This window comes from Pseudooceanicola sp. DL12 (genome assembly GCF_056270665.1).
In genome coordinates this window covers 3,504,183-3,528,243 of record NZ_CM149884.1, presented here as the reverse complement: position 1 = coordinate 3,528,243, position 24,061 = coordinate 3,504,183, and the positions used below count along the sequence as shown (strand labels likewise).

Genomic DNA, 24,061 nt, shown 5'->3' with positions numbered 1-24,061 from the left:
ATGAGCAACGTTCATGCTGATACCGTCGCCTATGTGCGCGACACCATGCTGCCCCAACAGGAGCCTCCGGCATCCGAAGTGGGATACGTCGGCTGGGCCAAGGACAATCTCTTCGGAGGCTGGGTCAACACCGTTCTGACTGTCGTGTCCGTCGTTCTGGTCGCATCGATCCTGCTGCACATCGTGCCGTGGTTCCTCTCGCCGACCTGGGATGCCACCTCGCTGTCGCAATGCCGCGACATCTTGGCCGAGGCCGGGCGTTCCGATGGCGCGTGCTGGGGCGTGATCCACGAACGCTGGCCCCAGCTGCTTTTCGGCTTCTACCCGCCCGAGATCTACTGGCGGCCTGTGTTGGCGCTGGTGCTGCTCTTCGTGGCCCTCGCTCCGGTCCTCTTCAGTGATTACGTTCCCGCCAGGCTGCTTGGCTTTTCGGCGATCTATCCCTTCCTGGCGGCATGGATGCTCTGGGGCGGCACCATCTGGAACCCGGTTGTTGCCATGCTCGGCTTCGTGGTCGGCTACGTCGCCTTCAAGTTGCTGCTGAAGGTCTTTGCAGGCGGCTTCGCGATCTTCTTTGCCGCAGTCGCTTCAGTCCTGTGGTGGGTCGTTCTTGCCGGTCCGGTGTCCGACGGCTTGTCTGCGGTCGCGCCCTTGGCCATTCACTCGGTGCAAAGCCGCGAGTTCGGAGGCTTCCTGCTCTCGATCACGATCGGTGTCACGGCCATCCTCTGTTCGCTGCCCCTCGGCATCGTGCTGGCCCTCGGCCGTCGTTCCGACCTGCCGCTGATCAAGTGGCTCTGCGTTGGCTTCATCGAGTTCATCCGCGGCGTGCCGCTGATCACGTTGCTCTTCGTGGCTTCGACCCTGCTGAACATCTTCCTGCCGCCCGGCACCAACTTCGACATCATCCTGAGGGTGATGATCATGGTCACCCTCTTCGCCGCCGCCTACATGGCCGAGGTGATCCGGGGTGGTCTGGCTGCCCTGCCCAAGGGCCAGTACGAGGGCGCCGACTCGCTCGGCCTCAACTACTGGCAGGCGCAGAGGCTGATCATCATGCCCCAGGCGCTCAAGATCTCGATCCCCGGTATCGTTTCCACCTTCATCGGCGTCTTCAAGGACACGACCCTCGTCTCGATCATCTCGATGTTCGACCCGCTCGGCCTCGCAAATGCGATCCGCGCCGACCAGAACTGGAACGGTATCTACTGGGAGCTGTTCATCTTCATCGGTGCCATCTTCTTCATCTTCTGTTTTTCCATGTCCCGCTACTCGATGTATCTGGAGCGCAAGCTTCAGACCGGGCATCGCTAAGAGGTAGGTAACATCATGACCAACACTGCTTTCGACACGCCCGGAATTGATCCCACCGCGATGAAGGTCTCGGACGAGGTCGCTATCGAGATCGTCAACATGAACAAGTGGTACGGCCAGTTCCACGTTCTGCGTGACATCAACCTGACGGTGAACCGGGGAGAGCGCATCGTCATCGCCGGCCCGTCCGGCTCGGGCAAGTCCACGATGATCCGCTGCATCAACCGTCTCGAGGAACACCAGGCGGGCAAGATCATCGTCGACGGGACCGAGCTCACCTCGGACCTGAAGAACATCGACAAGATCCGCTCCGAGGTCGGCATGTGCTTCCAGCACTTCAACCTCTTCCCGCACCTGACGATCCTGGAGAACTGCACGCTGGCCCCGATCTGGGTCCGCAAGACACCCAAGAAGGAAGCCATCGAGACCGCGATGCATTTCCTGGAAAAGGTGAAGATCCCGGATCAGGCATTGAAGTATCCCGGTCAGCTCTCGGGGGGGCAGCAGCAGCGTGTCGCCATCGCGCGCTCTCTGTGCATGAAGCCGCGGATCATGCTCTTCGACGAACCCACCTCGGCGCTCGATCCCGAGATGATCAAGGAAGTGCTCGATACCATGATCGAGCTGGCGCAGGAGGGCATGACCATGCTCTGCGTCACGCACGAGATGGGTTTTGCCCGCCAGGTTGCCAACCGCGTGATCTTCATGGACCAGGGCCAGATCGTCGAACAGAACGAGCCGGAAGAGTTCTTCAACAATCCCAAGAGCGAACGAACCAAGCTGTTCCTCAGCCAGATCCTGGGCCACTGACCGACGAGCTCGCGCCTTGTCACAGCTAAATGCCCCGCGCAGATTTCTGCGCGGGGCATTTTCTCATTAGGAGCTGGCGAGCGGGACTAGTGGGTCAGGGAAAGTGCGCCGCCGCCCAGCAGGGCTTGCACCACGAGAGTCACGGCCCAGAAGGCGGGATATTCCCAGCCGCCGTTCTCGTTGTTGAACCAGAAGCCGTTCTTGCCGTGTGCCAAGATGGCTGCACCCAGCAGTGTCGGGATCAGAAGGATTGCCACGAGGCTGGTCTGGAAGCCCAGGATCAGAGCGATACCGCCCAGGGTTTCGGCGGCGATGGTGAGATAGGCGAACCAGCCGGGCACACCCAGCGAGGCAAAGAAGCCGGCAGCGCCCTTCGGCGTGAACACGAAGTATTTCAGGTAGGCGTGGGCCAGGAACAATCCGCCCAGGCTGACCCGCAGCAACAGTGCGGCAAGGGCGATTGCGGTTATGGAGCCGAAACCGGCAAAACTCAGGATATTCGATGAAAGGTCGATCATTGTCTTGTCCTCAATCGGAGCCGCGTCTGCGCGGCGTTTCGTTGAGGCGAGAGATAGACCTGCCTGTCACTCCATGGAATGTTCCATGTGTGGAATGACTGTCCCTAAAATATTCCTAATCGGTCAACCTGCGCGGTACCGCGAAATCAACCAGCTGGCCACACGCGGGTTCAAGCGCGGCCCATTCATCAATCGGCAGAACCGCCACCAGCGTAGCTCCGGTAGGATAGTTCCTAAAGTCCTCTGTCTCCGGCCGGTCGACAATGATCTGCTGTGCGAAACTTCCGATGCCCGGATTGTGCGCGATCAGCAGAACGGTGTCGCCTGTCGCCGCCTGCAGGCATCTCAGGATCTCTTCGGGAGCAGCGAGGTAGAGCTGGGGCCGCAGGTCTGCCTCAAACCCGAGGGCCAGGCCGTCGAATGTCTGTCGGGTCCGCAGCGACGTCGAGACAAGTGCCTGATCCGGCAGCGTGCCATGGACCCGTAGCCAGTTTCCGAGCGCCGTGGCGCTGCGCCGGCCGCGTCTGTTCAGGGGTCTTTCATGATCGTCCAGCAGGGGCGAGCCCCAGTCCGACTTGGCATGGCGCATCAAGATCAGACGCTTTGGCATCAGTCCCCCAGGAATTGGGCCATGTGATAGGCGGAATGTTCGGGCAGCCTGCCATGGCCGAGGCCGGCGGGGCAAGCGCGCCGTGCCAGGCAGCCCTGGTCCAGGCAGGTCCGACCCTCCGGTCTCCCCAGCCAGGACTTGCAGGCGGCCACGTCATAGCCGCTCTGGCCGCCAAGAGCACCTACGGGACAGGCGCTGTGGCAGGGGGCTGCGCAGGCCGCACAGGGCGAGGGCAGGGCAGCCGGGGCAATGACGGGCCAGGTCAGGGCCAAGGCGCCCCTGAAGGACACGTAGAGGCCCGCGCCGTTCTGCACGAGCATACCGACCGGCGAGGCATGAACCGAGCCGCTTGCCAGGGCCCAGGAGAGGAATGGTTGGAAGGGCGGGCCGCCAAAGGGAAACAGCGCAGTCGCGCCCAGCTCGGTTGCCCAGTCACCGATCACCCGCGACGACCACCTGTCCATCGGATCTGAGCCGGCGTCGCGGGCCTCCGGGCTCTCGCAATAGGCAGGCCAGAAGCCCGGTTCGTCCGGGGCCAGCATCAGCAGACTGCGGGTTCCCGGTGGCAGATCGTCTCGTCCCTGGCAGACGATCTCAGGCAGGGTACAAAGGATGCTCAGGTGCCGGGCCTGGGCGGCCCGGCACAGTGTCTCGAAATCCGGTTCCGCCTCAGCTGGCACGAATCATCGAACCGGCGCCATGCTCGGTGAACAGCTCGAGCAGCACGGCGTTCGGCGCACGACCATCCAGGATGACGACGGCGCGCACACCCCGCTCGATGGCATCAAGAGCGGTTTCGGTCTTGGGAATCATGCCGCCGGCAATCGTGCCGTCCTCTGTCATGTCCCGAATCTGCTGGGCGGTCAGGGCGGTCACCACCTCGCCATCCTTGTTCTTGACGCCGGCGACGTCCGTCAGCAGCAGCAGACGATCGGCCCGCAGGGCGCCGGCAATGGCCCCCGCCGCGGTATCACCGTTGATATTGAAGGTTTCGCCGTTGCGTCCCATGCCGATGGGGGCGATCACCGGAATGATGTCACTGCGGAACATCGAATGCAGGATCGTGGTGTCGATCTCGTCCGGCGTGCCGACGAGACCCAGATCGGGATCGGTCTGTGCACAGATCATCAGGTTGGCGTCCTTGCCGGACAGGCCAACGCCCTTGCCGCCCTGTTCGTTGATCGCCTGGACGATTCGCTTGTTCACCTGGCCCGAGAGGACCATCTCAACCACCTCCATCGTGGCCTCGTCGGTGACGCGCTTTCCTTTCACGAACTCGCTCTTCACCTGTAGCTTGTCGAGCATTTCGTTGATCATCGGGCCGCCGCCGTGAACGATGACGGGGTTCACGCCGACCTGCCGCATCAGCACGATGTCCCGGGCAAAGGTCTCCATGGCCTCGGAATCACCCATGGCGTGGCCGCCGAACTTGACCACGACAATCGCGCCTTCGTAGCGCTGAAGATAGGGCAGGGCCTCCGACAGGGTGCGGGCGGTGGCGATCCAGTCTCTGTTCATGGCTGTTTGCTTCTTCATTTTTCGCGGTCCTTGTTGTCCCCGCTTGATACGCGCTGGCTGCGACTCTGCCAAGGCCGGCCTTCAGAGCGGAATTTCGCCATTTCAAGGGGGGCTCACCGGAAGTGAACTGTTTGTTTCAGTTTTGGGCAGAACCCCGCCGGACTGTACCAGTCCGTTCAGCGCAAACTGGCCGATCGCTCCCCCGCTTACCGGAGTCTCTGGAACTTCTTCGATTTTCGCGTGGTTTATGCGTCGGAACGCGCCTACTTACGCGTTTGCACTATGACGGGGACAGGCCCGTTGCTGGGGCAATGACCCCGAACCCTACGAAGGAGACAACAATGCTTCGCTATAAAGCTATCGCAGCAGTCGCCACCGCAGCTGTGGCAGGCCCGGCTTTCGCCGGCTCTTATGCACCCGCCCCGGCTGAGCCGGTTATCGCAACCCCGGCTCCCGCACCGGTCGTTTACAACGGTTCCGACTGGACCGGCGGCTTCGGTGGTATCGACCTGGGCTACGGCGACTTTGACGCTGGCCCGGCTTCGAGCGATGGCCTCGTCTACGGCATCCACGGCGGCTACGACTACGATTTCGGTTCGTTCGTGCTGGGTGGTGAAGCTCAGTACCAAGCCAACGACTTCGACGCCAACTCCGGCTTCGACCTCGATTCGCAAACCCGCCTGAAAGCACGCTTCGGCTATGATGCCGGCCCCGCCCTGATCTACGCAGTGGCTGGTGGTGTCTGGGCGAACGCCAACGTCGGCGACGACAACGGCTATACCTTGGGTGTGGGTGCTGAATACAAGGTCGGCGAGAATGTCACCGTCGGTGCAGAATACCTGTACGACGACATCTCCGACTACGCTGACAGCGGCAACGACTTCACCGCGAACACCGTCGCGGCACGCGTCAACTACCGCTTCTGATCTTCTGATCAGGACGAAACACGGGGGTCCGTTCCGCGGGCCTCCGACTGAACAAATCGGCCAGATGACGGCCGTCCGTTCCCGCTGCCCGCCAAGAGACATCTTTGTCCTGGCGGGCAGTTATCGTTCAAATGCACAAACTTGAACTTGTTTCCGGGAAACCGGGAACCGGAGCGTTCGGCGAACGTTGACACTCCAGAGCCGCGCACGGTGTTCCCCGTCCGGCGCATTGACCGACTTTATGAAACAAAGGAGATACCCATGTTTCGCGCAACTGTTCTTTCCCTTTCCGCTGTTGGCCTTCTGGCAACGCCTGCGTTTGCCGGCAGCTATGCTCCGGCACCGGCAGAGCCCGAAGTGATTGCTCCGGTCGTTGTGTCCGAGCCGGGCTTTGACTGGACTGGCGCCTACGTCGGCGGCAGCCTCGGTGGAACGAATCTTGATCCAACTGCGGATGACAACGTTCTCGCCTACGGTATCCACGGCGGTTACGACTATGACTTCGGCACTTTCGTTCTGGGTGGCGAAGGCGAATATCAACACCGCGACATGTGGCACAACAACGCGGCGGATTCTGCCCGGCTCAAGGTGCGCGCCGGCTATGACATGGGGCGGACGCTTCTTTACGGCGTGGGTGGTCTTTCGCAGATCGACGGCGAAAACGGCTACAATCTTGGCGTCGGTGGTGAGTACATGGTCACGGACACTGTCAGCCTCGGTGCGGAATATCTCTATGAGAACATCTCCGGCTACACTCGGTCGGGTGGTGATCTCACCGGCAACACCGTCGCGGCCCGTGTGAACTATCGCTTCTGATCGTATCGCATCTGTGAGTTTCCATCGAAAGGAGGTCGGTTTTCCGGCCTCCTTTTCTATTGTGGGGGGCTGCCGGGACGAAGCTCTGAGATTTCCTTTTCCGGTAGTGATCCTGGAATCACTCACGCATAAATGAACTTTTCGCAATTTTGTGCGTTTGTGAGGCATGGACAAATGTCTCGCCTCCCGCGCCGGCCTCCTGGCCCTGACAGCCGCAGCGATCTGCGGCGCGGCGCACGTGGCTTCGGCAGGGACCAAGGATTGGTCGGGGACCTACCTCGGTGCGAACCTTGGCTTGGCCACCGAGAACAGCGATACCAAGTCACGCAGCCTCCATCTCGGTGTCGACCGGCATGTCGGCGACGGCCTTGTCGGGGCAGAGATAGAATATACCCGAAGCCCCATTGCCACCCAGGTCCAGCCGATAGACAACATTGCACGCCTCAAGTTGAAGGCGGGCTATGGGCTGCGGAATACTTACCTCTACGGTGTGGCTGGGCTTGCACGGGCGCGAGGCGGGTTCGGCGCCAGCAACGGATACCTCTTCGGTATCGGGGCAGAACACCCGCTGTCCGAGAAGATATCGATCGGTGGAGAGATCCTGCATCACCAGTTCGACAATTTCGCGCGTACCGGCAGCGATCTGGATGTCAACGTGCTGGCCGTGCGCCTGAACTATCGCTTTTGAGGCTCGCCGCCGCCGGTCAGGGCGCCGCCGCGGTCAGGTCAATGTAGCGATGATAGCGCGAAGGGTGGGGATTCCGTCGCCCTTTTCCGAGGACGTAAGAACGATCTCCGGAAATGCAGCAGGGTGCTTGGAAAGGGCTGTGCGCACCTGTGACAGGATCGCTTCGCGGTCCTTTGCCTTCACCTTGTCCGTCTTGGTCATGACTACCTGAAAGGTCACGGCACTGCTGTCCAGTAGCTTCATGATCTCCTCGTCCACGGCCTTCACGCCATGGCGCGAGTCGATCAGCACGAAGGCGCGCCGCAGGGTCTGGCGTCCGGAAAGGTAGCGTTTCAGCAGCCTTTGCCATTTCTCGACCACGGGCAGGGGCGCATTTGCAAAGCCATAGCCCGGCAGGTCGACGAGATAGCGTTCTTCGCCAAGCGCGAAATAGTTGATTTCCTGGGTGCGGCCGGGAGTGTTCGATGCACGGGCAATGCTCTTGCGCCCGGTCAGCGCGTTGATCAGGCTCGATTTACCCACGTTGGACCGGCCGGCAAAGCAGACCTCCAGGCGATCGGCATCGGGCAGGCCGTCCATGGCCACGACGCCCTTGACGAAATCCACCGGGCCGGCAAACAGCAGGCGCCCATTTTCGGCGATCTGGGGATCTGGCTCTTCAGCGACGGGAAAGGGAAGGGTGTTCACAGCAGTTCTGCCTTTTGATCGAGGGTGATCGTACCGCCCTGTATCACGCGGGCTTTCACACCGAAATCCGTATGGCCCCAGGTGCGGCGCAGCACCTGCAGCGTCTCCACGTCACGCTCCCCTGTCTCAGGGTTCGCTTCGGTGGCGCGGCAGCGGCCGATCCGCTCCGTCACCTCGAGTATCGTATCGCCAAACCGGATTTGGCGTCCGACCCAGTCGAGTTCTTCCCAAGGCTCCAGACCGCTGATCCAAAGGTTGCCGCGGAAACGCCGCTGGTCAAGTCTGCTGCCACAGGCGTCGGAGAGCGCATTCAGCGAAGCTTGGCCCAGGATGGAGAGACAGGCGTAATTGGCATCGCTCATGCCCTCCTCGGGGGCCTTTACCAGCTGGCCCAGCGGCGGTCGCTCTGCGGGCCAGATCGGCGTCAACCAGTCATGCAAGGCCCCGCCATCGGTGGCAGGGTTCAGATCAAGCTGTCCCTGGGTGGGGTGGGCAAGATGGATTCGCTCGCCCTCGGTTCTGGCCGTTATCGCCATCAGCTGCGGACCATAGCAGCCGCGGGCGAAATGGCGGCATGGCTGCCAATGGCCGGTGTCGCGGCTCCCTCCGGTCAACATGGCCCAGGCCCGGTCTCCGGGCAGGGGCCTGTTTTCGGTCAGCGCCGCGCTCTCCAGCGGCTCGGCTCCGATACCCTTGATCGGATGCCGCCAGATCTGCGCGACGCTGCCCAGCACTTATTTAGAACCCTTCCCGTCAGCCTTCTTGCTCTTCAGGAAGGGGATCGATTCACGCATGTTGCCAAAGACGTCCGGCTTGTAGCCGTGGCTGCGCATGATCAGGTACTGTTGCGTAAAGGTGATCGTGTTGTTGGTGATCCAGTAGAGCACCAGCCCGCTGGCAAAACGGCCCAGCATGAACATGAACACCCAGGGCATCCAGGCAAAGATCATCTGTTGCGCCGGTTCGGCGGGCGCCGGGTTCAGGCGCTGCTGCAGCCACATCGAGACACCCAGGAGGATCGGCAGGACACCGATGCTGATGATGTGCAGCGGGCTGTCGAGGCCGGGCGTGTTCCAGGGGAACAGGCCGAAGAAGTTCAGGATCGAGGTGGGGTCGGGTGCCGAAAGGTCGTGGATCCACAGGATCCAAGGCTGTTGACGCAGCTCAAGTGTGACGAAGATCACCTTGTAGAGCGAGAAGAAGATCGGGATCTGCAGCAGCACGGGCAGGCAGCCTGCGGCCGGGTTCACCTTCTCACGCTTATAGAGCTCCATCATTTCCTTCTGAAGTTTCGCGCGGTCGTCGCCGGCACGCTCCTTCATCGCGGTCATCTGGGGCTGGAGTTCCTTCATCTTCGCCATAGAGGCGTAGGACTTGTAGGCCAGCGGGAAAAGCAGGGCCTTCAGGAAGAAGGTCATCAGGATGATGGTCCAGCCCATGTTGCCGATGAAGCCGTGCAGCCAGTGGATCAGCCAGAAGATCGGCTTGGTCAGGAAGAAGAACCAGCCCCAGTCGATAGAGTCGATGAAGCGCGGCACGCCGTCTTCCTGATAGGCCTTGATGGTTTCGTATTCCTTTGCTCCGGCGAAGAGATGCGTATCGGCATTGTAGGTGCCGCCGGCCGCAACCTGCACCGGATTCAGGACTGCCTCCGTTTGATAGATGTCCTGGCTCTCGTAGAACTTGACAGTGGAGCGGAACGGTTGGTTGCCAGGGATCAGCGTGCTCATCCAGTAGTGGCCGGTGAAGCCGACCCAGCCATCGTCCGCCACCTCGATCCGGTCGGCGCGAGTGCCTTCACGCGGATCGACATCCATCTTGTCCATCTTCTTGTAGGTTTCTTCCTGCAGCTCACCGTCCGACATGCGGATCAGGCCCTCGTGCACCACGAAGTAGTTCTGCAGGTCAGAGGGGCGGCCGTGCTGGCGCAGCAGGCCATAGGGGCGCAGGGTCACCGTCTGATCGGTGGTATTCTCCACGGACTGCTCGACGTTGAACATGAACTTGTCGTCGACCGAGTAGGTCTGGCGGAAGATCAGGCCCTGGCCGTTGTCCCACTTGATGGTGATCGGGCTGTCGGGCGTCAGGGTGTCGCCGCTTTCCAGTTCCCAGGGGGTATCGGATCCGGGCAGGGCAGAGGGATCGATGTCCGAGCCGAGCCAGCCATAGAAGGCATAGTAGGCGTCGACGACGCCCTGCGGACGGAACAGAACGACGTCATCGGAATCCGGGTCCAGGGTCTGACGGTACTGGGTCAGTTCGATGTCATCGATCCGACCGCCGGTCAGGGCGATGCTGCCCGACAGGCTGGGGGTTTGCACCGGCACGCGGATGGAGCCGGCGACGGGCGAGCTGTCGGCCTGGGCCACCTGGTTCGCGGTTTCACCGGTGAACGTCTGGTCGCCGGTCATTTCCGGCAGGCCTTCCACCTGTTCGCTGACTTCCGGAATGGGGTCGGGTGCCTGGTCCTCCGGCGGGAAGACAAGGAACCAGACGACCACAACGATAAAGCTCAGCACCGTGGCCAGAATGAGGTTCTTGTTCTGATCGTCCATGGACAGCGCCACCCTTGGTCTTTACGGATCTGGAGTTTGGTCTTGGGGCGTTCAACCTGTCAGGGGCCAAAAGGTCAAGGGGCTTCGCGGATTCCGTGAGAATCCCGCGCGTCGCGAGACAATCGTCGGGCTTGTCCGGCGAAGACCCTTTTGCTGGTTCATGCTTGCCGGCGTGTTCCTCATTGCCGGCCTGCGGTGTGGTGGCGAGAGAACCGGGGCGGCCTGGGGGCCACCGCGCTGGGGGCACTGGCGAAGAGCGGAGGCCGGTTGCCTTGGTGCTTCGTCCAGGCCGTCGGAAAAAGGGCCGCGTTTCCAGTTACAAAGCTGACCGGCGCAACCCTGGGGCGCTCGCGGGGTATTCGCGCGTGCCATGTGGCCTGTCATCCCCACGTCGGAGCATCACTTCACGAGTATGTGGTGCCATGGAATATGCACGGCCTCAGGTCTTTCGCCTGTAGTGCGGGAACCGTCCGGGCTGGCCTCTGCCGTTCACAGGAAAATGAGTCCCCTGCTAGAAGGCGCGGCAGAACAGGCCACGAACGTCAGCTCATGTTGCCTGGCCGAGTCGCAGGTCCGGCTTCGGATCAGGAGCGCGCGGCGTCAGGCGCCACGGTTTCCGAACTTTGGGGCCTCTATCAGACCGGCATGATAGGATCGAACCCACTCGACCGTCTGCTCGAAAGGCATGGGGCGCGCCACTTCAAAACCCTGGATATGCCGACAGCCAAGCTGGGCCAGCATCGTGTGTTCTCCTGCGGTTTCGACACCCTCGGCAAGCGTTTCCAGGCCAAGCCGTTCGGCCATGGTCAGGATCGCCGCCACCATGCGCTGTTGCTCGATATCCTTGTCGACTTTCATGATGAAACTACGGTCGATTTTGAGCCGCTCGACGGAAAAGCGGCGGATCGAGGAGATCGAGGCATGACCGGTGCCGAAGTCATCCAGGTCGATCCGACAGCCCATTTCGGCCAGGGCATTGATATTGCGCGCAATGACGTCGTCGGGAGAGGCGGCAACGACGGTTTCCAGTACTTCGATCGCAAGGCGCTCCGGTTCGAGGCCATATCGGTCCAGCTGCCAGCGGATCTTCTCGACCAGGCGCGGGTTCAACAGGTCATCGGTGGCAAAGTTCACGCCTACCTGCGGTACCTTGATCCCGGCGTCATCCCAGCGGCGCAGGGCCAGTAATGCCTGCATCAGCATCGCGTCGCCCAACCGCTCCATCTGGCCCGACTGCTGGACCACCGGAAGGAATTCGGCCGGAGAGATCATCCCGCGTTCGGGATGGCACCAGCGCGCCAGCGATTCGAAGCCGGTGACCAGGCCCGTGTCAGTCGAGACCTGAGGCTGGAAGAAGGGTATGATCTGTCCCTTTTCGAGCGCCGAGGCCACTTCCTCGGCCACGATGGTGCGTGTCTGGTGCCGGCGCTGCATGTCGACGGAATAGGATCGGATGGCCGATGGGGCATAGCGCGCGGCCTCGTCCATGGCGGCCTGTGCCGCTGCGAGCAGTGAGCCGCCCGTGGGCAGGGGGCTGCGCACGCCGAGACAGAAGCCGATGGAGCAGGAGAGATAGATCGTCGTGGCGTCGAGCGAGACCGGTTCCTCGAGGCCGGTCTGCAGGCGGGCGGCCAGCTGGATCATCGCTTCCAGGTCAAGGTGGGTGACCGGCGCCACGGCGATGCCAAAGCTCGACTGCCCGATCTTGCAGAGCACATCGTCGTCACGAAGTCCTGCTCGCAGCCTTTCTCCGCAGCGGTGCAGCACGGCATCGGATGCGCTCTGCCCATAGCGCTCGGAGAAGGTCTCGAAATCATCGACCTCGATTATCAGGCAAGCGGTGCGCCGCGGTGATTGCTGCTGCATCTGCAGAGCGTGCTCCAGAACACGCTCCAGCGTGTCGCGCAGGGGGAGGCCGGTGACGCTGTCGTAGCTTCTCAGGTCCGGCTTTTCGACCTGCCGCAACTCGCCCGCTAGGCCATAGAGCATCGGTAGAAGGACAGCGGAGAGGATAAGCGCGGCTTCACCGCCAAGCCAGAAGGCAGCCAGGCAGATCGCCGGCAGAAGAGCCAGCATTTGAGGGCCGGTCAGTGCGCGCCTTATACCGATGCGCAGCTTGGCCCAGTCTTTTCCGTCAAATGCACTCATCACAGCCTTCCGACCATTCTGCCGGCAAGCTATTCCGAGAAACTCAACAGCGGTTTAACGGAGGGTCGGAATCGAATCCTCTTCCCGGTTGCGCGGACCAAGCTGCAGCCCCGCGAAATCGAAGAGTTTCGGATCAAGCAGGTGTGAGGGGCGCGCATTCATCAGCGCCCGGAACATCACCTGACGGCGGCCGGGGCTGTTGCTTTCCCACTGGTCCAGGATCTGCTTGACCTGCTGCCGCTGCAGCCCGTCCTGCGAGCCGCAGAGATCGCAGGGGATGATCGGATAATTCATCGCCCTGGCGAACTTCTCGCAGTCCGCTTCGGCCACATGGGCCAGCGGGCGATAGAGGAAGAGATCCCCTTCCTCGTTCACAAGCTTCGGCGGCATCGTGGCCAGGCGCCCGCCATGGAAGAGATTCATGAAAAACGTCTCGAGGATGTCATCACGGTGATGACCCAGCACCACGGCCGAACAGCCTTCCTCGCGGGCGATGCGATAGAGGTTGCCGCGCCGCAGGCGTGAGCAGAGTGCACAATAGGTCCGTCCCTGCGGCACCTTGTCCATCACTACCGAATACGTGTCCTGGTACTCGATCCGGTGTGGCACGCCCATCTTTTCCAGGAATTCGGGTAGCACCGTAGCGGGAAAGCCGGGCTGCCCCTGGTCGAGGTTGCAGGCCACAAGTTCGACCGGCAGCAGCCCGCGCCATTGCAACTCGTGCAGAACCGCCAGCAGGGTGTAACTGTCCTTGCCACCCGAAAGGCAGACCAGCCATTTGGCGCCCTTTTCGACCATGCCGTATTGCTCGATGGCTTCGCGGGTCTGGCGTACGATCCGCTTGCGCAGCTTGCGGAATTCCGTGGTACTCGGGGCGCCGGCAAAGAGCGCGTGGATATCGTCGTTGTCGTCCAGCATGGCTGCACCCTGAATGGTATCGGGGCCGGAGGTTGTTCCGGGAACCCGGGAAAAGAGGATCGGCGATGTTTAGGGCACAATAGCGAAGAATGACAGGGGGCGGAGGGTTTTGTAATCCCGCCCGCGTGGCCGGTCATCCGTGGTCGTGATCATGCCCCTGTGCGTGGCGGTCCTTGCGCGGTACCGGATCGGGCACATCGTCTACGCCCATGCCACCCCAGGGATGGCAACGGGATACTCGGTGGATCGACAACTCAAGGCCTCTGACCGCGCCATGTTTCTCAAGCGCTTCCAGGATATAGGCGGAGCAGGTCGGGTCGTAGCGGCAGTTGTGTCCCACCCAGGGCGAGAAGATCAGCCGATAGGCGCGGATCGGCAGTGACAGGATCCAGGCGCCGGGGGTCATCGCTTGCGGTCCCGCCCGGGCTCCTTGGGGCGGCGGGCGCTGTCGGTTCGGCCTTCGTGCAGTTTCTGCAGGGCCTCTTCCAGGTCAGTCAGCAGGAGGGCGAACTTACGGCTGGCAGTGGCCTCATGCCGGCCGATCAGCACGTAATCCCAGCCGGGCCGTCCCCGAGCGGGCAGCACGGCGCGGGCGATCTCGCGCAGGCGGCGTTTGGCCCGGTTGCGGGCCACCGCGTTGCCGACCTTCTTCGAGCAGGTAAATCCGATGCGGGCAGGGCCGTCGTCGTCGCGTCGGCGAGCCTGGACCATGAAGGCGGGCGCGCCCATGCGCCGGGCTCGTGCCGCTGCCAGGAAATCCTTGCGCTGCGTCAGCACGTTCAGCACGCCGGCCTGCCGGTATCCGCCGGGATCGACAGTGTCATCCACACATGCAGAAACCGCCGACGCCGTCACCGTCTCTTCCACATCTGCGGGATCGGGCTGGGCATTCGGCGGTGTCATGTTTCTGAACCGCTTCCTGAGAAGGGAAGCGCTGGCGCGTATCTTACGCGCTCAGCGACTTGCGGCCGCGTGCGCGACGGGCGTTCAGGATTTTCCGGCCGGCCTTGGTGGCCATGCGGGCGCGGAAACCGTGGCGCCGCTTGCGGACCAGGTTCGAAGGTTGGTAGGTGCGTTTCATCGCTCCGTCTCCGTTTCTATCCCCGCCGGCTCTTCCACCGGGGCGTTACTCTTGCGTTCCGTCGGATGGTTTTCACCGAAAACTCCCGGATCAGAACATGGGCAGGCGGGTGCAATCCGGGAATCGCCCCGAGGCCCGCGTGTTCGAAGCCCGGTCTATAAGAAGGCCTCTGGCGCTTGTCAAACCCGCATACGGGGTTTTCCCCACGTTTTCTGCCCTTTCTGCCGCGGCTCTTCAATATGTGGCCATCCAGGGCCGAAACGGGCGGGGCAGAGGTTTGGTGCACACGCATAGGGGGAATTCGGACCGATCTCGAGCGATTTACAGCCCCGTGAGGCAAGGCAAGCTGTTCTCGGCGCTGGGCAAACCGCTGCGAAACGACTATTTTTCGCCGAATATCGCAATCTCCCGGCTTCCGCAGATGTCCTGCGGAGGGCGGACCGTCGGGCCAAGGTGTCATGTTTCGCTCTCTTTCCGGCCGCTTCCTGATCATCACGGTTCTCTTCGTGATCTTGGCAGAGATACTGATTCTCGTGCCCTCGATCGCGCGTTTCCGCGAGGATTACCTGCTGTCGCGCCTCGAGCGCGCCCAGATCGCCTCCATGGCGCTGCTGGCCGACGACATGATCAGCCCGGACCTGGAACAGGAGCTACTGCGCAACGCCGGCGTCTACAACGTGGTGCTGCGCCGCGACCAGGCGCGCGAGCTCGTGCTCTCTTCCCCGGTGCCCGAACCGGTGACAGCCACCTACGATCTGCGCGACCCGACTGCGGCAGAGCTGATCCGCGATGCGCTGCACCGTCTTTTCGATCCCCGGAACGAGGTGATCCGTGTCATCGGCAACCCGGTGAAAAAGGCCGGCCTGCTGATCGAGGTTACCATGTCCACGGATCCGCTGCGGGCGGCAATGCTGGAATATGCCGCCAACATGTTCGTGGTCTCTGCTCTTGTTGCCGTGGTCACGGCCTTCCTGCTCTTCATTGCTGTGCGCGGCTTCATCCTGCGCCCGATCAAGGAGCTGATCGGCCACATGCATACCTATGCGGAAAATCCCGAGGACACGCGGCGCATCATCGAGCCCACTGCCTCGATCCGCGACCTGCGCGAGGCCGAGGATGCCCTGCATGACCTGCAGACCCAGCTCACCGCCTCGCTCCGGCAGAAGGAGCGCCTGGCCCAGCTCGGCTCTGCCGTGGCCAAGATCAGCCATGACCTGCGCAACATCCTCACGTCGGCACAGCTCTTCACCGACCGGCTCGAGACCTCCAAGGACCCGGCCGTTACCCGCCTTGCCCCCAAGGTGGTGAATTCGATCAGCCGCGCCGTGAACCTCTGCGAGGCGACGCTGACCTTCGGTCGTGCCGAGGAACCTGCTCCTCGGCTGGCCCAGATCGCCCTGATGGACGTGGTGGGCGACGTGATCGACAGCGAGCGTCTGGCCGTCGGGGAACACGACATCTCCTTTGCCGAGGATGTGCCAGCGACCCTGCGCCTGCGTGCCGATCCGGAGCAGCTCTATCGCGTCATCTTCAACCTCGTCCGCAATGCCCGGCAGGCCATCGAGAGCTCGGGAGAATCGGGAGAGATCGCCGTTTCTGCGGAGGAGACCGACAGCTGCTGGCGGATTCGCGTCTCCGACACGGGTCCGGGTTTGCCCCCCAAGGCACGCGAGAATCTCTTCACGCCATTCCAAGGTGGGGCACGCAAGGGCGGGACCGGGCTCGGTCTCGTCATCTCGGCCGAGCTGGTTCGCGGACATGGCGGCCACATCGCGCTCGAGAGCACCGGGCCGGAGGGCACGGTCTTCCTCATCGAGCTGCCCAAGGAAATCTCGAACGTGGCGGTGGCCGCGCGCTGAGGCCCTTCCTCTTGGGCGAGGGGGCCTCGCTGGCAGGGTTGGAAACGGCAAAATGAATCTATCCACAGGTTTTCTTTGCTGATGTCGATTTTTTCGAATTTTCCTCTTGCGGACCTCCGACCCCACCTGTAGATGACCCCCCACACGCACCGATAGCTCAGCTGGATAGAGTACTTGACTACGAATCAAGGGGTCGGGGGTTCGAATCCTCCTCGGTGCGCCACTTTCCCCTATCTGGCTGAAATCGCTCGCCGAGGCTGTCCGAATGGACATCCCGCAGGGCCGGTTTAAGCGTTTTTCATTACCTGACATGACGATGCACTTTTTGCGGGCCGGCTAAGGTCCGGCGAGGCCCAGCGTCAATGTTGAAAGGCGCTTTCTGTGGGCGGGTGATGCCATTCCCGGCAGGTTTCTTCCGCAACGCAAGAGAAATGCCCCCGGCCGGGCAGGGCGGGGGCATCCAGCGGACATGTGGTCGTGGCCCAAGCCCGTGGGGCTATTCGATGCTTTCCATCACCTGCGCCATGGCTTCCGCATCCATCTCCTCGAAGAAGCGCATAACGACCCGATCGAGGCTGTCCGCCGGAAACGGGAAGGGCGCCTGATACCGGTCCGTGACAGGACGTGCCGCATCTCGACCCACGTCGAGCCCCCAGAAGGAATTGTGACGGGTGGCCCGGCCCATGTCACTGCGGGCCAGGCGGTGCCCGTCGGCAAAGAGGCTGGCGGTGGCCTGTTCCGTGGTGCCGAGGTGCCAGACCATTGACAGCTCCTGCGCGCCCCTTGGGACGGGAGCGGTCATGTGGTGTGCGACCCCCTGACGGATATGGACCAGCTGCAGCGCCCCTTCCTGTACGAAGAGCGAATAGCCCCCGATATCGTCGCCGGAAGAAATCAGCACGCCGGCCTCGCCCCGCCACGGGCCCGTCAGATGACAGGCGATTTCCATGGACCGATCCGAAGAGGTGACGAGCGAGGGTTGCCCTAGGTGCCCCTGGCCCGGCCGCAGCACGATCTCGCGTCGCGAAACAAGGCCCATCGGCGCGCGGAAATTGATCAGATCCACCAGGGTGCGGTCATCCAGAGGCAGTACCTCGTTGCTCTCGGCCTCCTGCCACCACAGATCCTGCAATGCTCTCAGGCGTTCGGGATGTTGCGTCGCAAGGTCGTGGCGCTCCGAGAAATCCCGGGTCGTGTCGTAGAGATGCCAGGTGTCGATGGCATAGTCGTCGCCCTTTTCATGCTCCGTGGCGGCCTTCCAGCCATTGTTCCAGATCGCGCGCCGGCCAAAGGTCTCCCAGTACTGGGTCACGCGCGGGGCGGGGGCGGTGGGGGAGAGGAGCACCTCGCGGAAACTCTGCCCGTCAAAGGCCGCTGCGTGGTCGCAGCCCGCCAGCTGCAGCAGGGTGGGGGCCAGGTCGATGACGTGCAGGAACTGGTCGCGCACCGCGCCGCTATCGCGGATGCCGCGCGGCCAGCTGACCACGAGCGGCGAGCGGGTGCCGCCCAGCTCGACATATTGCTTGTACTTGCGGAAGGGGGTGTTGCCGGCCATGGCCCAGCCCATCGGGTAATGGGCTGGCCCGTTCCTGCCGCCGATCTCGTTGAGGCGCGGCAGCATCTCGGCCACGCTCTCGGGGGCACCGCTGTAGGGGGCGTTGCAATTCACCGCGCCCGTCGGGCCGCCCTCGCGCGAGGCGCCGTTGTCCGACAGGATCAGGATGATCGTATTGTCGAAGAGCTCCAGCCGCCGCAGCTCCGAGATCAGCCGCCCGATCTGGACATCGGTATGTTCCAGAAAGCCGGCAAAGGCCGCCTGAAGCCGGGTGAAAAGCTTCTGCTCGTCTGCGCTCAGTTCGCTCCAGGCCGGTACCTCTGCATCCCGGGGCACGAGGTCGGTCTCTTCTGGCACCAGTCCGGCGGCCTTCTGCCGGGCCAGCCTGTCTTCGCGCACCGCGTCCCAGCCGCGGGCAAAGCGTGCTTCGTTGCGCGACACATAGGGTTCGGGCACCTGGATCGGGGCATGGGTCGCGCCAAAGGCGACGTGCAGATAGAACGGATCCGTCTCCCGATAGGTCACGTGGTCACGCAGGTAGCTGATGGCCCGGTCACAGAGGTCTTCCGACAGGTGATAGCCCTCGTTCTGCGGCGGATCGACCGGATGGTTGTCCTGGATGAGCTCGGGCGCATACTGGTCGGTGCAGCCTCCGAGGAACCCGTAGAACCGATCAAAGCCGCGACGGACCGGCCAGTTGTGGAAGGGTCCGGCGGGCACCTGTTCATGTGTGGGCGCAAGGTGCCACTTGCCCACCATGTAGGTGCCGTAGCCCCCGTCGCGCAGCATCTGCGGCAGCATCGGGATGTCCGGCCTTACCGCGCCGCGCCCGTTGGGAAAGCCGGTGTCGTTGTCGGCCAGGCTGCGCATGCCGACGTTATGGTGATTGCGCCCGGTCATCATCGAGGCGCGTGTCGGTGAACAGAGCGGCGTGACATGGAAATTGTTGAACCGCAGGCCATCTCCGGCCAGCGCATCGATCGCCGGCGTCGCCACCTCGGAGCCGTAGCAGCCGAAATCGGACCACCCGGTATCGTCAAAGACGATGGTGACGATGTTCGGCCGAACCTGGTCGCCATGTTCGCGCACCGGCCACCAGGGCGTGGAGTCTGCGACGGTGCGGCCAATCTGGCCCTGGAAACTGCTCATTATTTCTCGGTCCCTTCGATCATGGCCGGAAAATGGCCTGACAATGGCCGCAAGTATTTGATCCGAGCATCAACGAGGCCAATAGATAGAACGGCGAAAGGCATTCAATTTGGTTATGATGGCAGATGACTTACGACGTTCCGAACCTCACGCTGCTGCGTCAGTTCCAGACCATCGCGGAGGAGGGGGGCATCACCCGTGCGGCCAAGCGTCTGCGGATTTCCCAGCCGGCCCTGTCGAAGAACCTCAAGCGCCTCGAGGAGATGCTCGGCACGCCGCTCTTCCAGCGCCATTCCGGCGGGGCAGAGCTGACCGAGGCCGGCCGCCTGTTTCATGAGCGGGTCCAGATCATCGGCCTGGAATATCAACACGCGCTCTACGACATCCGGAACATGCTCTCGGATCAGCACTCCACGATCCGTATCGGGGCGGGGCCGATCTGGTCCTCGACGATCCTGCCTCGGGTGGCCGTGCGCTTTCACGAGGTCTTTCCGAATTATCGCCTTCAGGTCCGCACCGGCGGCGCGGTCGACCTCGCGGAAGACCTGCGCATGGGCCGGATCGACCTCTTTTCCGGTGCGTTGGTGCCGGAAACCCGCCCGCCCGGCTTTGCCAGCACGCCGCTCTTTCGCAACGAATTGGTCATTCTCGCGGCTCTGGATCACCCGCTGATGGCGCTTCCCGCGGAAGAGGTTATGGAGCAGCTTGCCGATTTTCCCTTCGTGGTTTTCGTGTCGGCGCAACAGGTGCTCGATCACCTCTCGGCCTATCTCAGGGCCCGCGGCGCCCGCCCGCCGCAGTTCCTGGTCGAGACGGACTCGCTCTTTGCCTGCGTCGAGATGGTGCGCAACGGACAGTATCTCTTCTACGAATCCCGCATGGTCGCCGATCACCGCATCGGCGAGGGCCTGGGCGTCCTGCCCATCGACCCGATCACGCCTTTCGATATCGGCATCATGCACCGCCAGGATCTCGACCGGCTGCCACAGTACCGCCGGCTGATTCGCATCATGAGCGAGGTCCTTGAAGAGACAAGCTCCGCGGCGGCCGACCGCATGCCGCAGATCGGTACATAACCCAGAGGAATGTCGAAAGCTGCATTAGCTATGTGACTTTCGGTCGAATGCGCCACTAGCCTGACCGGATAACACCACAGAACCGACAACAGGGATATCATCATGCTCTCAAGGCATTCTCATTTCGTGGCGGCCCTGCTCGCCGGCCTCACCGTGGGTCCCATCGCTGCAGCGTCGGACACGCCCCTCACGGTCCAGCTGGCATGGCTGCCGAACTCGGCGGTCACCGGAGAAGTCGTCGCCCTCGAAAAGGGCTTCTTCAAGGATCACGGTCTCGATGTGACCTTCCTCCCCGGCGGCCCGAGCGCAAACCCGGTTCAGGACCTGCTGGGCGGCACCGCCGATATCGCCGTCGCCTATGCGCCCCAGATCATGTATGCTGGCGCTCGGGGGCTGCCCGTCACCTCGATCTTCGCCACCTGGCAGAAGGCGCCGCTGACCTTCTACTCCCTGGGCGAAAAGAACATCACCTCGGTGGCCGACTGGAAGGGCATGCGCGTCGGCGCCTCGCAGAGCGCCATCCCGCAGGTCAAGGCGATCCTGGAAGACAACGGTCTGGCCTTCGAGGACATCACCTTCGTTCAGTCCGACGTGCCCGGCCTGCTCCAGGACCAGGTCGACCTTGTGGCCGCTTGGCCCACCAACGTGGCCCAGGTTTCTCCGATCCTCGATCACGAAGGCGGCTACAACACCCAGTCGATCTGGGACAACGGCCTGCAGTTTCAGTCGAACTACTACATCGTGCGTACGGGTGACGTGACCGACAAGGCCGATACGCTCTCTGCCTTCCTGTCCGCCGTGGACGAGGGCTGGGCCTATGCCGCCGACCATCAGGACGAGGCGATCGATCTGCTGGTCGATTATGCCCCCGCCTTGGATGCCGAAAAGGAAGGCGCGGCGCTGTCGGTGATCATCGACGATTTCATCTATGGCGAAGACACCGCTGCACATGGCTTCGGCTACGTCTCGCCGCAGCGCTGGCAGGCCACGATCGATACCTATGCCGCGCTGGGCGAGATCCCGGCCGAGCTGACCTCGGCCGATGTCTTCGACCCGTCCATCCTTGAGGCAACGGAACGGACCAAGCGATGACCCTCTCCGCATCCGATCTGCGCGCTCCGCAGGGAGAGGCCGCCGCTCCGCCGGCGGTCAGCCTGTCAGGCATCTCGGTCAGCTTCGGAACCGGCAGCAAGCGGATCCAGGCGATCCAGCATGTCGATCTCGAGATCCCGGAGGGTGAATTCGTCTCGATCATCGGCCACTCCGGCTGCGGCAAGTCCACGCTGCTCCGGGTGGTGGCCGACATCATCCAGCCGACCGGGGGGCAGACGCGGATTCTCGGCACCTCGCCGGCCGAGGCCCGCAAGGCCAGGGCCTTCTCGATGGTCTTCCAGCAATCCACGCTGCTGCCCTGGGCCACAGTCCTGGAAAACGTGCGCCTGCCCTTCGAGGTCGGCCCTTCCGGCAAGGGCAGGGCAGAGCGGCTTGCCGGGGCCATGGATCCGATGGAGGCCCTGCGCCTGGTCGAGCTGGAAGGTTTCGAGGGGGCCTATCCTTCCGAGTTGTCCGGCGGCATGCGCCAGCGGGTCGCCATCGCGCGGGCGCTGGTGACCCGCCCTCGGGTGCTGCTGATGGATGAACCCTTCGGGGCTCTGGATGAGCTTGTGCGAGACACGCTCAACGTCGAACTGCTGCGGATCTGGCGTGAAACGGGCATGACGATCCTCTTCATCACCCATTCCCTGCAAGAGGCCGCCTTCCTGTCGCAGCGCGTCGTCGTCATGGGGCGCCGCCCCAGCCGGATCAGCGGCATCCTCACGGTCGATCTGCCCGAGGACCGCCATATCGGCCTCAAGGATGCGCCGGAACTGGGCGATCACGTCTCCCGGCTGCGGGCCATGCTCGACGGCGGGGCCGATACCGGAGGCACGGAAAGATGACCGACATGACATTTACCCCCGAAGACAGCACCGAGGGCCCGCGCCTGCGCCGCCTGGTCACGGCCCCGGGGCCGGTCCGCAGTGCGCTGATGGCCTGCGTCGGCCTCGCGCTGGTGCTGGGCCTCTGGCAGTTCGTCACCTGGGCCTTCGCCATCCCGGAGTACCTCGTGCCTTCGCCGATCGCGGTGGCCGGCGCCGTTCAAACCGACTGGGGGCTGCTGGTCGACAATGCCGTGCCCACGATCATCGAGGCCGCGCTGGGCTTCCTGCTTGGCAATGGCATCGCGATCCTCGTGGCCGTGGCCTTCGTCTACAACCGGATCCTCGAGGAAATGTTCTATCCGGTGGCCATCCTGATCAAGACGATCCCGATCATCGCCATCGCCCCGGTGCTCAAGATCATCCTCGGCAACGGGCTGGAGCCCAAGATCGTCGTCGCGGCGCTGGTCTGCTTCTTTCCCACGCTGGTCAACGCGGTGCGCGGTTTCCGCGCCATGAACCCGGCCCTGCTCGAGCTGATGCACGTGCTTTCGGCCAATCAGCGGCAGGTCTTCCGCAGGGTCCGCATCTATGCCGCCATGCCCTACATCTTCTCCGCGCTGAAGATCTCGGTGACCATGTGCGTTCTGGGTGCGGTCGTCGGCGAATGGATCGGGGCCAACAAGGGCATCGGCTACCTGCTCCTGCAGAGCATGTTCGATTTCAACACCCCCCGGCTCTTCGCCTCGATCTTCATGGCCTCGGCCATCGCCATCGTGGGGTTCGCCTTTGTCTCCTGGCTGGAGAAGCGGATCATCCGCTGGGATCCCGGCGAAAATGCCTGACGGTCCCTGCGCCACGTCGGGTGGCGACAGCCGCCCGGCCGGAGCCTCCTGCTGTTCGGTCGCCGCCGGCGCGCCCTCGCCGGGCGATGTCTTCCTGCAGCAGGCCCAGACCGTGCCCCGCGCCGGCGCCGCGATCCGGGCAGAGCTTCTCGCCGCGCTGGTCTCCCTGCCGGGCGGCATCTTCGAGATGGGCGCCCGGCAGCCCAGTCATGCGGCAGACGGCGACGGGCCCCGCCGCAAGGTGCGGGTTTCGCCCTTTGCCATCGCCCCCTGCACCGTCACCACCGCGCAGTTCGCGGCCTTCGTGGCCGATACCGGCTATCGCACCGTGGCCGAGCAGGAGGGATGGAGCTTCGTCTTCCACCTGCATCTGCCGCCCGATGATCGTGCACGGTTCGCGGCGCCGCCGGGCCTGCCGTGGTGGCGGCAGGTGCATGGCGCCTGCTGGTCCATGCCCGAAGGGCCGGGATCGCACATTGCCACCCGCGCTGCACATCCCGTGACCCATGTCTGCTGGTATGATGCGCTGGCCTATTGCACCTGGGCCGGGCTGCGCCTGCCAACCGAGGCCGAGTGGGAATATGCTGCCCGCGGCGGGCGCGCCCGGCAGAAATTTCCCTGGGGCAACACCATGACGCCCGGCGGCCGTCACCTGATGAACACCTTCCAGGGGCGCTTCCCCGATCTCGACCTGGCGGAGGACGGCCATACAGGCACGGCGCCCGTTACCGCCTATCCGCCCAACGGCTTTGGCCTCTACAACATGACAGGCAATGTCTGGGAATGGATGCAGGACATTTTCGCCCCCTATCCCGCACCACAGCCCGGGCGCCTGCCACGGGATCCGAGGGGGCCGGAGCAGGGAGCCTACCGGGTGCAGCGCGGCGGCTCCTTCCTCTGTCATGACAGCTACTGCAACCGCTACCACGTGCATTCGCGCATGCATAACACGCCCGACAGCTCTGCCGGAAACATCGGCTTTCGCGTCGCCGCGCCACAGGCCTGAGCACGCTGGAGAGCGGCAATCCGCTGCACTGTCGAAACCTCCATGGTAAAATTTGGGATCCTG

Annotated in this window: 24 protein-coding genes and 1 tRNA gene; 12 read left to right on the top strand and 13 right to left on the bottom strand. The window is 63.2% G+C overall.

Going from position 1 to position 24,061, the window contains the following annotated elements; translation table 11 throughout:
- Both AC0WR5_RS16385 and AC0WR5_RS16380 read left to right on the top strand, forming a co-directional pair.
- The gene (locus tag AC0WR5_RS16385) at nt 1-1,314 is read left to right on the top strand and encodes an amino acid ABC transporter permease (protein ID WP_475864722.1); all 1,314 of its coding nucleotides are present in this window, start codon (nt 1-3) and stop codon (nt 1,312-1,314) included.
- Between the two features lie 60 nt (nt 1,315-1,374).
- Entirely contained in the window at nt 1,375-2,124 is a 750-nt protein-coding gene (locus AC0WR5_RS16380; RefSeq protein WP_475869044.1) for an amino acid ABC transporter ATP-binding protein, read from the top strand.
- 86 nt (nt 2,125-2,210) lie between these two features.
- Here the strand turns inward: AC0WR5_RS16380 and AC0WR5_RS16375 are convergent, their stop codons facing one another.
- The 4 genes from AC0WR5_RS16375 to argB form a co-directional block, all read right to left on the bottom strand.
- Nucleotides 2,211-2,642: a DoxX family protein gene (locus AC0WR5_RS16375; protein ID WP_475864721.1), complete on the bottom strand. Its 432-nt coding sequence runs from the start codon at nt 2,640-2,642 to the stop codon at nt 2,211-2,213.
- A 115-nt stretch (nt 2,643-2,757) separates the two neighbouring features.
- The gene (locus AC0WR5_RS16370; RefSeq protein ID WP_475864719.1) at nt 2,758-3,252 is read right to left on the bottom strand and encodes a SixA phosphatase family protein; all 495 of its coding nucleotides are present in this window, start codon (nt 3,250-3,252) and stop codon (nt 2,758-2,760) included.
- Nucleotides 3,252-3,794, bottom strand: a complete 543-nt coding sequence (locus tag AC0WR5_RS16365) for a ferredoxin (RefSeq protein ID WP_475864717.1) — start codon at nt 3,792-3,794, stop codon at nt 3,252-3,254. Before AC0WR5_RS16365 ends, AC0WR5_RS16370 begins: the two co-directional genes overlap by 1 nt.
- A gap of 127 nt (nt 3,795-3,921) precedes the next feature.
- A complete protein-coding gene (gene argB / locus AC0WR5_RS16360; protein ID WP_475864715.1) occupies nt 3,922-4,788 on the bottom strand; it encodes an acetylglutamate kinase in 867 nt (288 codons plus the stop codon).
- Between the two features lie 323 nt (nt 4,789-5,111).
- Here argB and AC0WR5_RS16355 point away from each other — a divergent pair, with 323 nt between their 5' ends.
- The 3 genes from AC0WR5_RS16355 (at nt 5,112) to AC0WR5_RS16345 (ending at nt 7,200) form a co-directional block, all read left to right on the top strand.
- Nucleotides 5,112-5,696, top strand: coding sequence for an outer membrane protein (locus AC0WR5_RS16355; protein WP_475864713.1), 585 nt, complete (start codon nt 5,112-5,114; stop codon nt 5,694-5,696).
- 261 nt (nt 5,697-5,957) lie between these two features.
- Entirely contained in the window at nt 5,958-6,512 is a 555-nt protein-coding gene (locus tag AC0WR5_RS16350; protein WP_475864711.1) for an outer membrane protein, read from the top strand.
- A 166-nt stretch (nt 6,513-6,678) separates the two neighbouring features.
- A complete protein-coding gene (locus AC0WR5_RS16345; RefSeq protein WP_475864709.1) occupies nt 6,679-7,200 on the top strand; it encodes an outer membrane protein in 522 nt (173 codons plus the stop codon).
- Between the two features lie 33 nt (nt 7,201-7,233).
- Here AC0WR5_RS16345 and yihA read toward each other — a convergent pair whose 3' ends face one another.
- The 8 genes from yihA to rpmH form a co-directional block, all read right to left on the bottom strand.
- The gene (gene yihA / locus AC0WR5_RS16340) at nt 7,234-7,887 is read right to left on the bottom strand and encodes a ribosome biogenesis GTP-binding protein YihA/YsxC (RefSeq protein WP_475864707.1); all 654 of its coding nucleotides are present in this window, start codon (nt 7,885-7,887) and stop codon (nt 7,234-7,236) included.
- The gene (locus AC0WR5_RS16335; protein ID WP_475864705.1) at nt 7,884-8,621 is read right to left on the bottom strand and encodes an MOSC domain-containing protein; all 738 of its coding nucleotides are present in this window, start codon (nt 8,619-8,621) and stop codon (nt 7,884-7,886) included. The genes yihA and AC0WR5_RS16335 overlap by 4 nt, the downstream gene beginning before the upstream one ends.
- Entirely contained in the window at nt 8,622-10,442 is a 1,821-nt protein-coding gene (gene yidC / locus AC0WR5_RS16330) for a membrane protein insertase YidC (protein WP_475864703.1), read from the bottom strand.
- A gap of 600 nt (nt 10,443-11,042) precedes the next feature.
- Nucleotides 11,043-12,590, bottom strand: a complete 1,548-nt coding sequence (locus AC0WR5_RS16325; protein WP_475864701.1) for a putative bifunctional diguanylate cyclase/phosphodiesterase — start codon at nt 12,588-12,590, stop codon at nt 11,043-11,045.
- Between the two features lie 54 nt (nt 12,591-12,644).
- Complete coding sequence (gene ttcA / locus AC0WR5_RS16320) at nt 12,645-13,508, bottom strand: tRNA 2-thiocytidine(32) synthetase TtcA (protein WP_475864700.1); 864 nt, start codon at nt 13,506-13,508, stop codon at nt 12,645-12,647.
- Nucleotides 13,509-13,641: 133 nt separating this feature from the next.
- Nucleotides 13,642-13,914 carry a membrane protein insertion efficiency factor YidD gene (gene yidD, locus AC0WR5_RS16315; RefSeq protein ID WP_475864699.1) on the bottom strand — a complete coding sequence of 91 codons (273 nt, stop codon included), beginning with the start codon at nt 13,912-13,914 and terminating at the stop codon, nt 13,642-13,644.
- Nucleotides 13,911-14,411, bottom strand: coding sequence for a ribonuclease P protein component (gene rnpA / locus AC0WR5_RS16310; protein ID WP_475864697.1), 501 nt, complete (start codon nt 14,409-14,411; stop codon nt 13,911-13,913). Before rnpA ends, yidD begins: the two co-directional genes overlap by 4 nt.
- Nucleotides 14,412-14,454: 43 nt before the next feature.
- Complete coding sequence (rpmH, locus tag AC0WR5_RS16305; RefSeq protein ID WP_005980833.1) at nt 14,455-14,589, bottom strand: 50S ribosomal protein L34; 135 nt, start codon at nt 14,587-14,589, stop codon at nt 14,455-14,457.
- Between the two features lie 458 nt (nt 14,590-15,047).
- Here rpmH and AC0WR5_RS16300 point away from each other — a divergent pair, with 458 nt between their 5' ends.
- Nucleotides 15,048-16,448, top strand: coding sequence for a sensor histidine kinase (locus AC0WR5_RS16300; RefSeq protein WP_475864695.1), 1,401 nt, complete (start codon nt 15,048-15,050; stop codon nt 16,446-16,448).
- A gap of 146 nt (nt 16,449-16,594) precedes the next feature.
- Nucleotides 16,595-16,671 (top strand) — tRNA-Arg (locus tag AC0WR5_RS16295).
- A gap of 273 nt (nt 16,672-16,944) precedes the next feature.
- On the opposite strand, the gene AC0WR5_RS16290 is transcribed toward AC0WR5_RS16295, so the two are convergent.
- Nucleotides 16,945-19,152 carry an arylsulfatase gene (locus AC0WR5_RS16290; protein ID WP_475864693.1) on the bottom strand — a complete coding sequence of 736 codons (2,208 nt, stop codon included), beginning with the start codon at nt 19,150-19,152 and terminating at the stop codon, nt 16,945-16,947.
- Between the two features lie 125 nt (nt 19,153-19,277).
- Between AC0WR5_RS16290 and AC0WR5_RS16285 the strand changes: the two genes are divergently transcribed.
- The 5 genes from AC0WR5_RS16285 (at nt 19,278) to AC0WR5_RS16265 (ending at nt 23,998) form a co-directional block, all read left to right on the top strand.
- Entirely contained in the window at nt 19,278-20,228 is a 951-nt protein-coding gene (locus AC0WR5_RS16285) for a LysR family transcriptional regulator (protein ID WP_475864692.1), read from the top strand.
- 102 nt (nt 20,229-20,330) lie between these two features.
- Nucleotides 20,331-21,320, top strand: coding sequence for an ABC transporter substrate-binding protein (locus tag AC0WR5_RS16280; protein ID WP_475864691.1), 990 nt, complete (start codon nt 20,331-20,333; stop codon nt 21,318-21,320).
- Nucleotides 21,317-22,168, top strand: a complete 852-nt coding sequence (locus tag AC0WR5_RS16275) for an ABC transporter ATP-binding protein (protein WP_475864690.1) — start codon at nt 21,317-21,319, stop codon at nt 22,166-22,168. The genes AC0WR5_RS16280 and AC0WR5_RS16275 overlap by 4 nt, the downstream gene beginning before the upstream one ends.
- Entirely contained in the window at nt 22,165-22,992 is an 828-nt protein-coding gene (locus AC0WR5_RS16270) for an ABC transporter permease (protein ID WP_475864688.1), read from the top strand. Before AC0WR5_RS16275 ends, AC0WR5_RS16270 begins: the two co-directional genes overlap by 4 nt.
- Entirely contained in the window at nt 22,985-23,998 is a 1,014-nt protein-coding gene (locus AC0WR5_RS16265; protein WP_475864687.1) for a formylglycine-generating enzyme family protein, read from the top strand. Before AC0WR5_RS16270 ends, AC0WR5_RS16265 begins: the two co-directional genes overlap by 8 nt.
- Nucleotides 23,999-24,061: the final 63 nt, after the last annotated feature.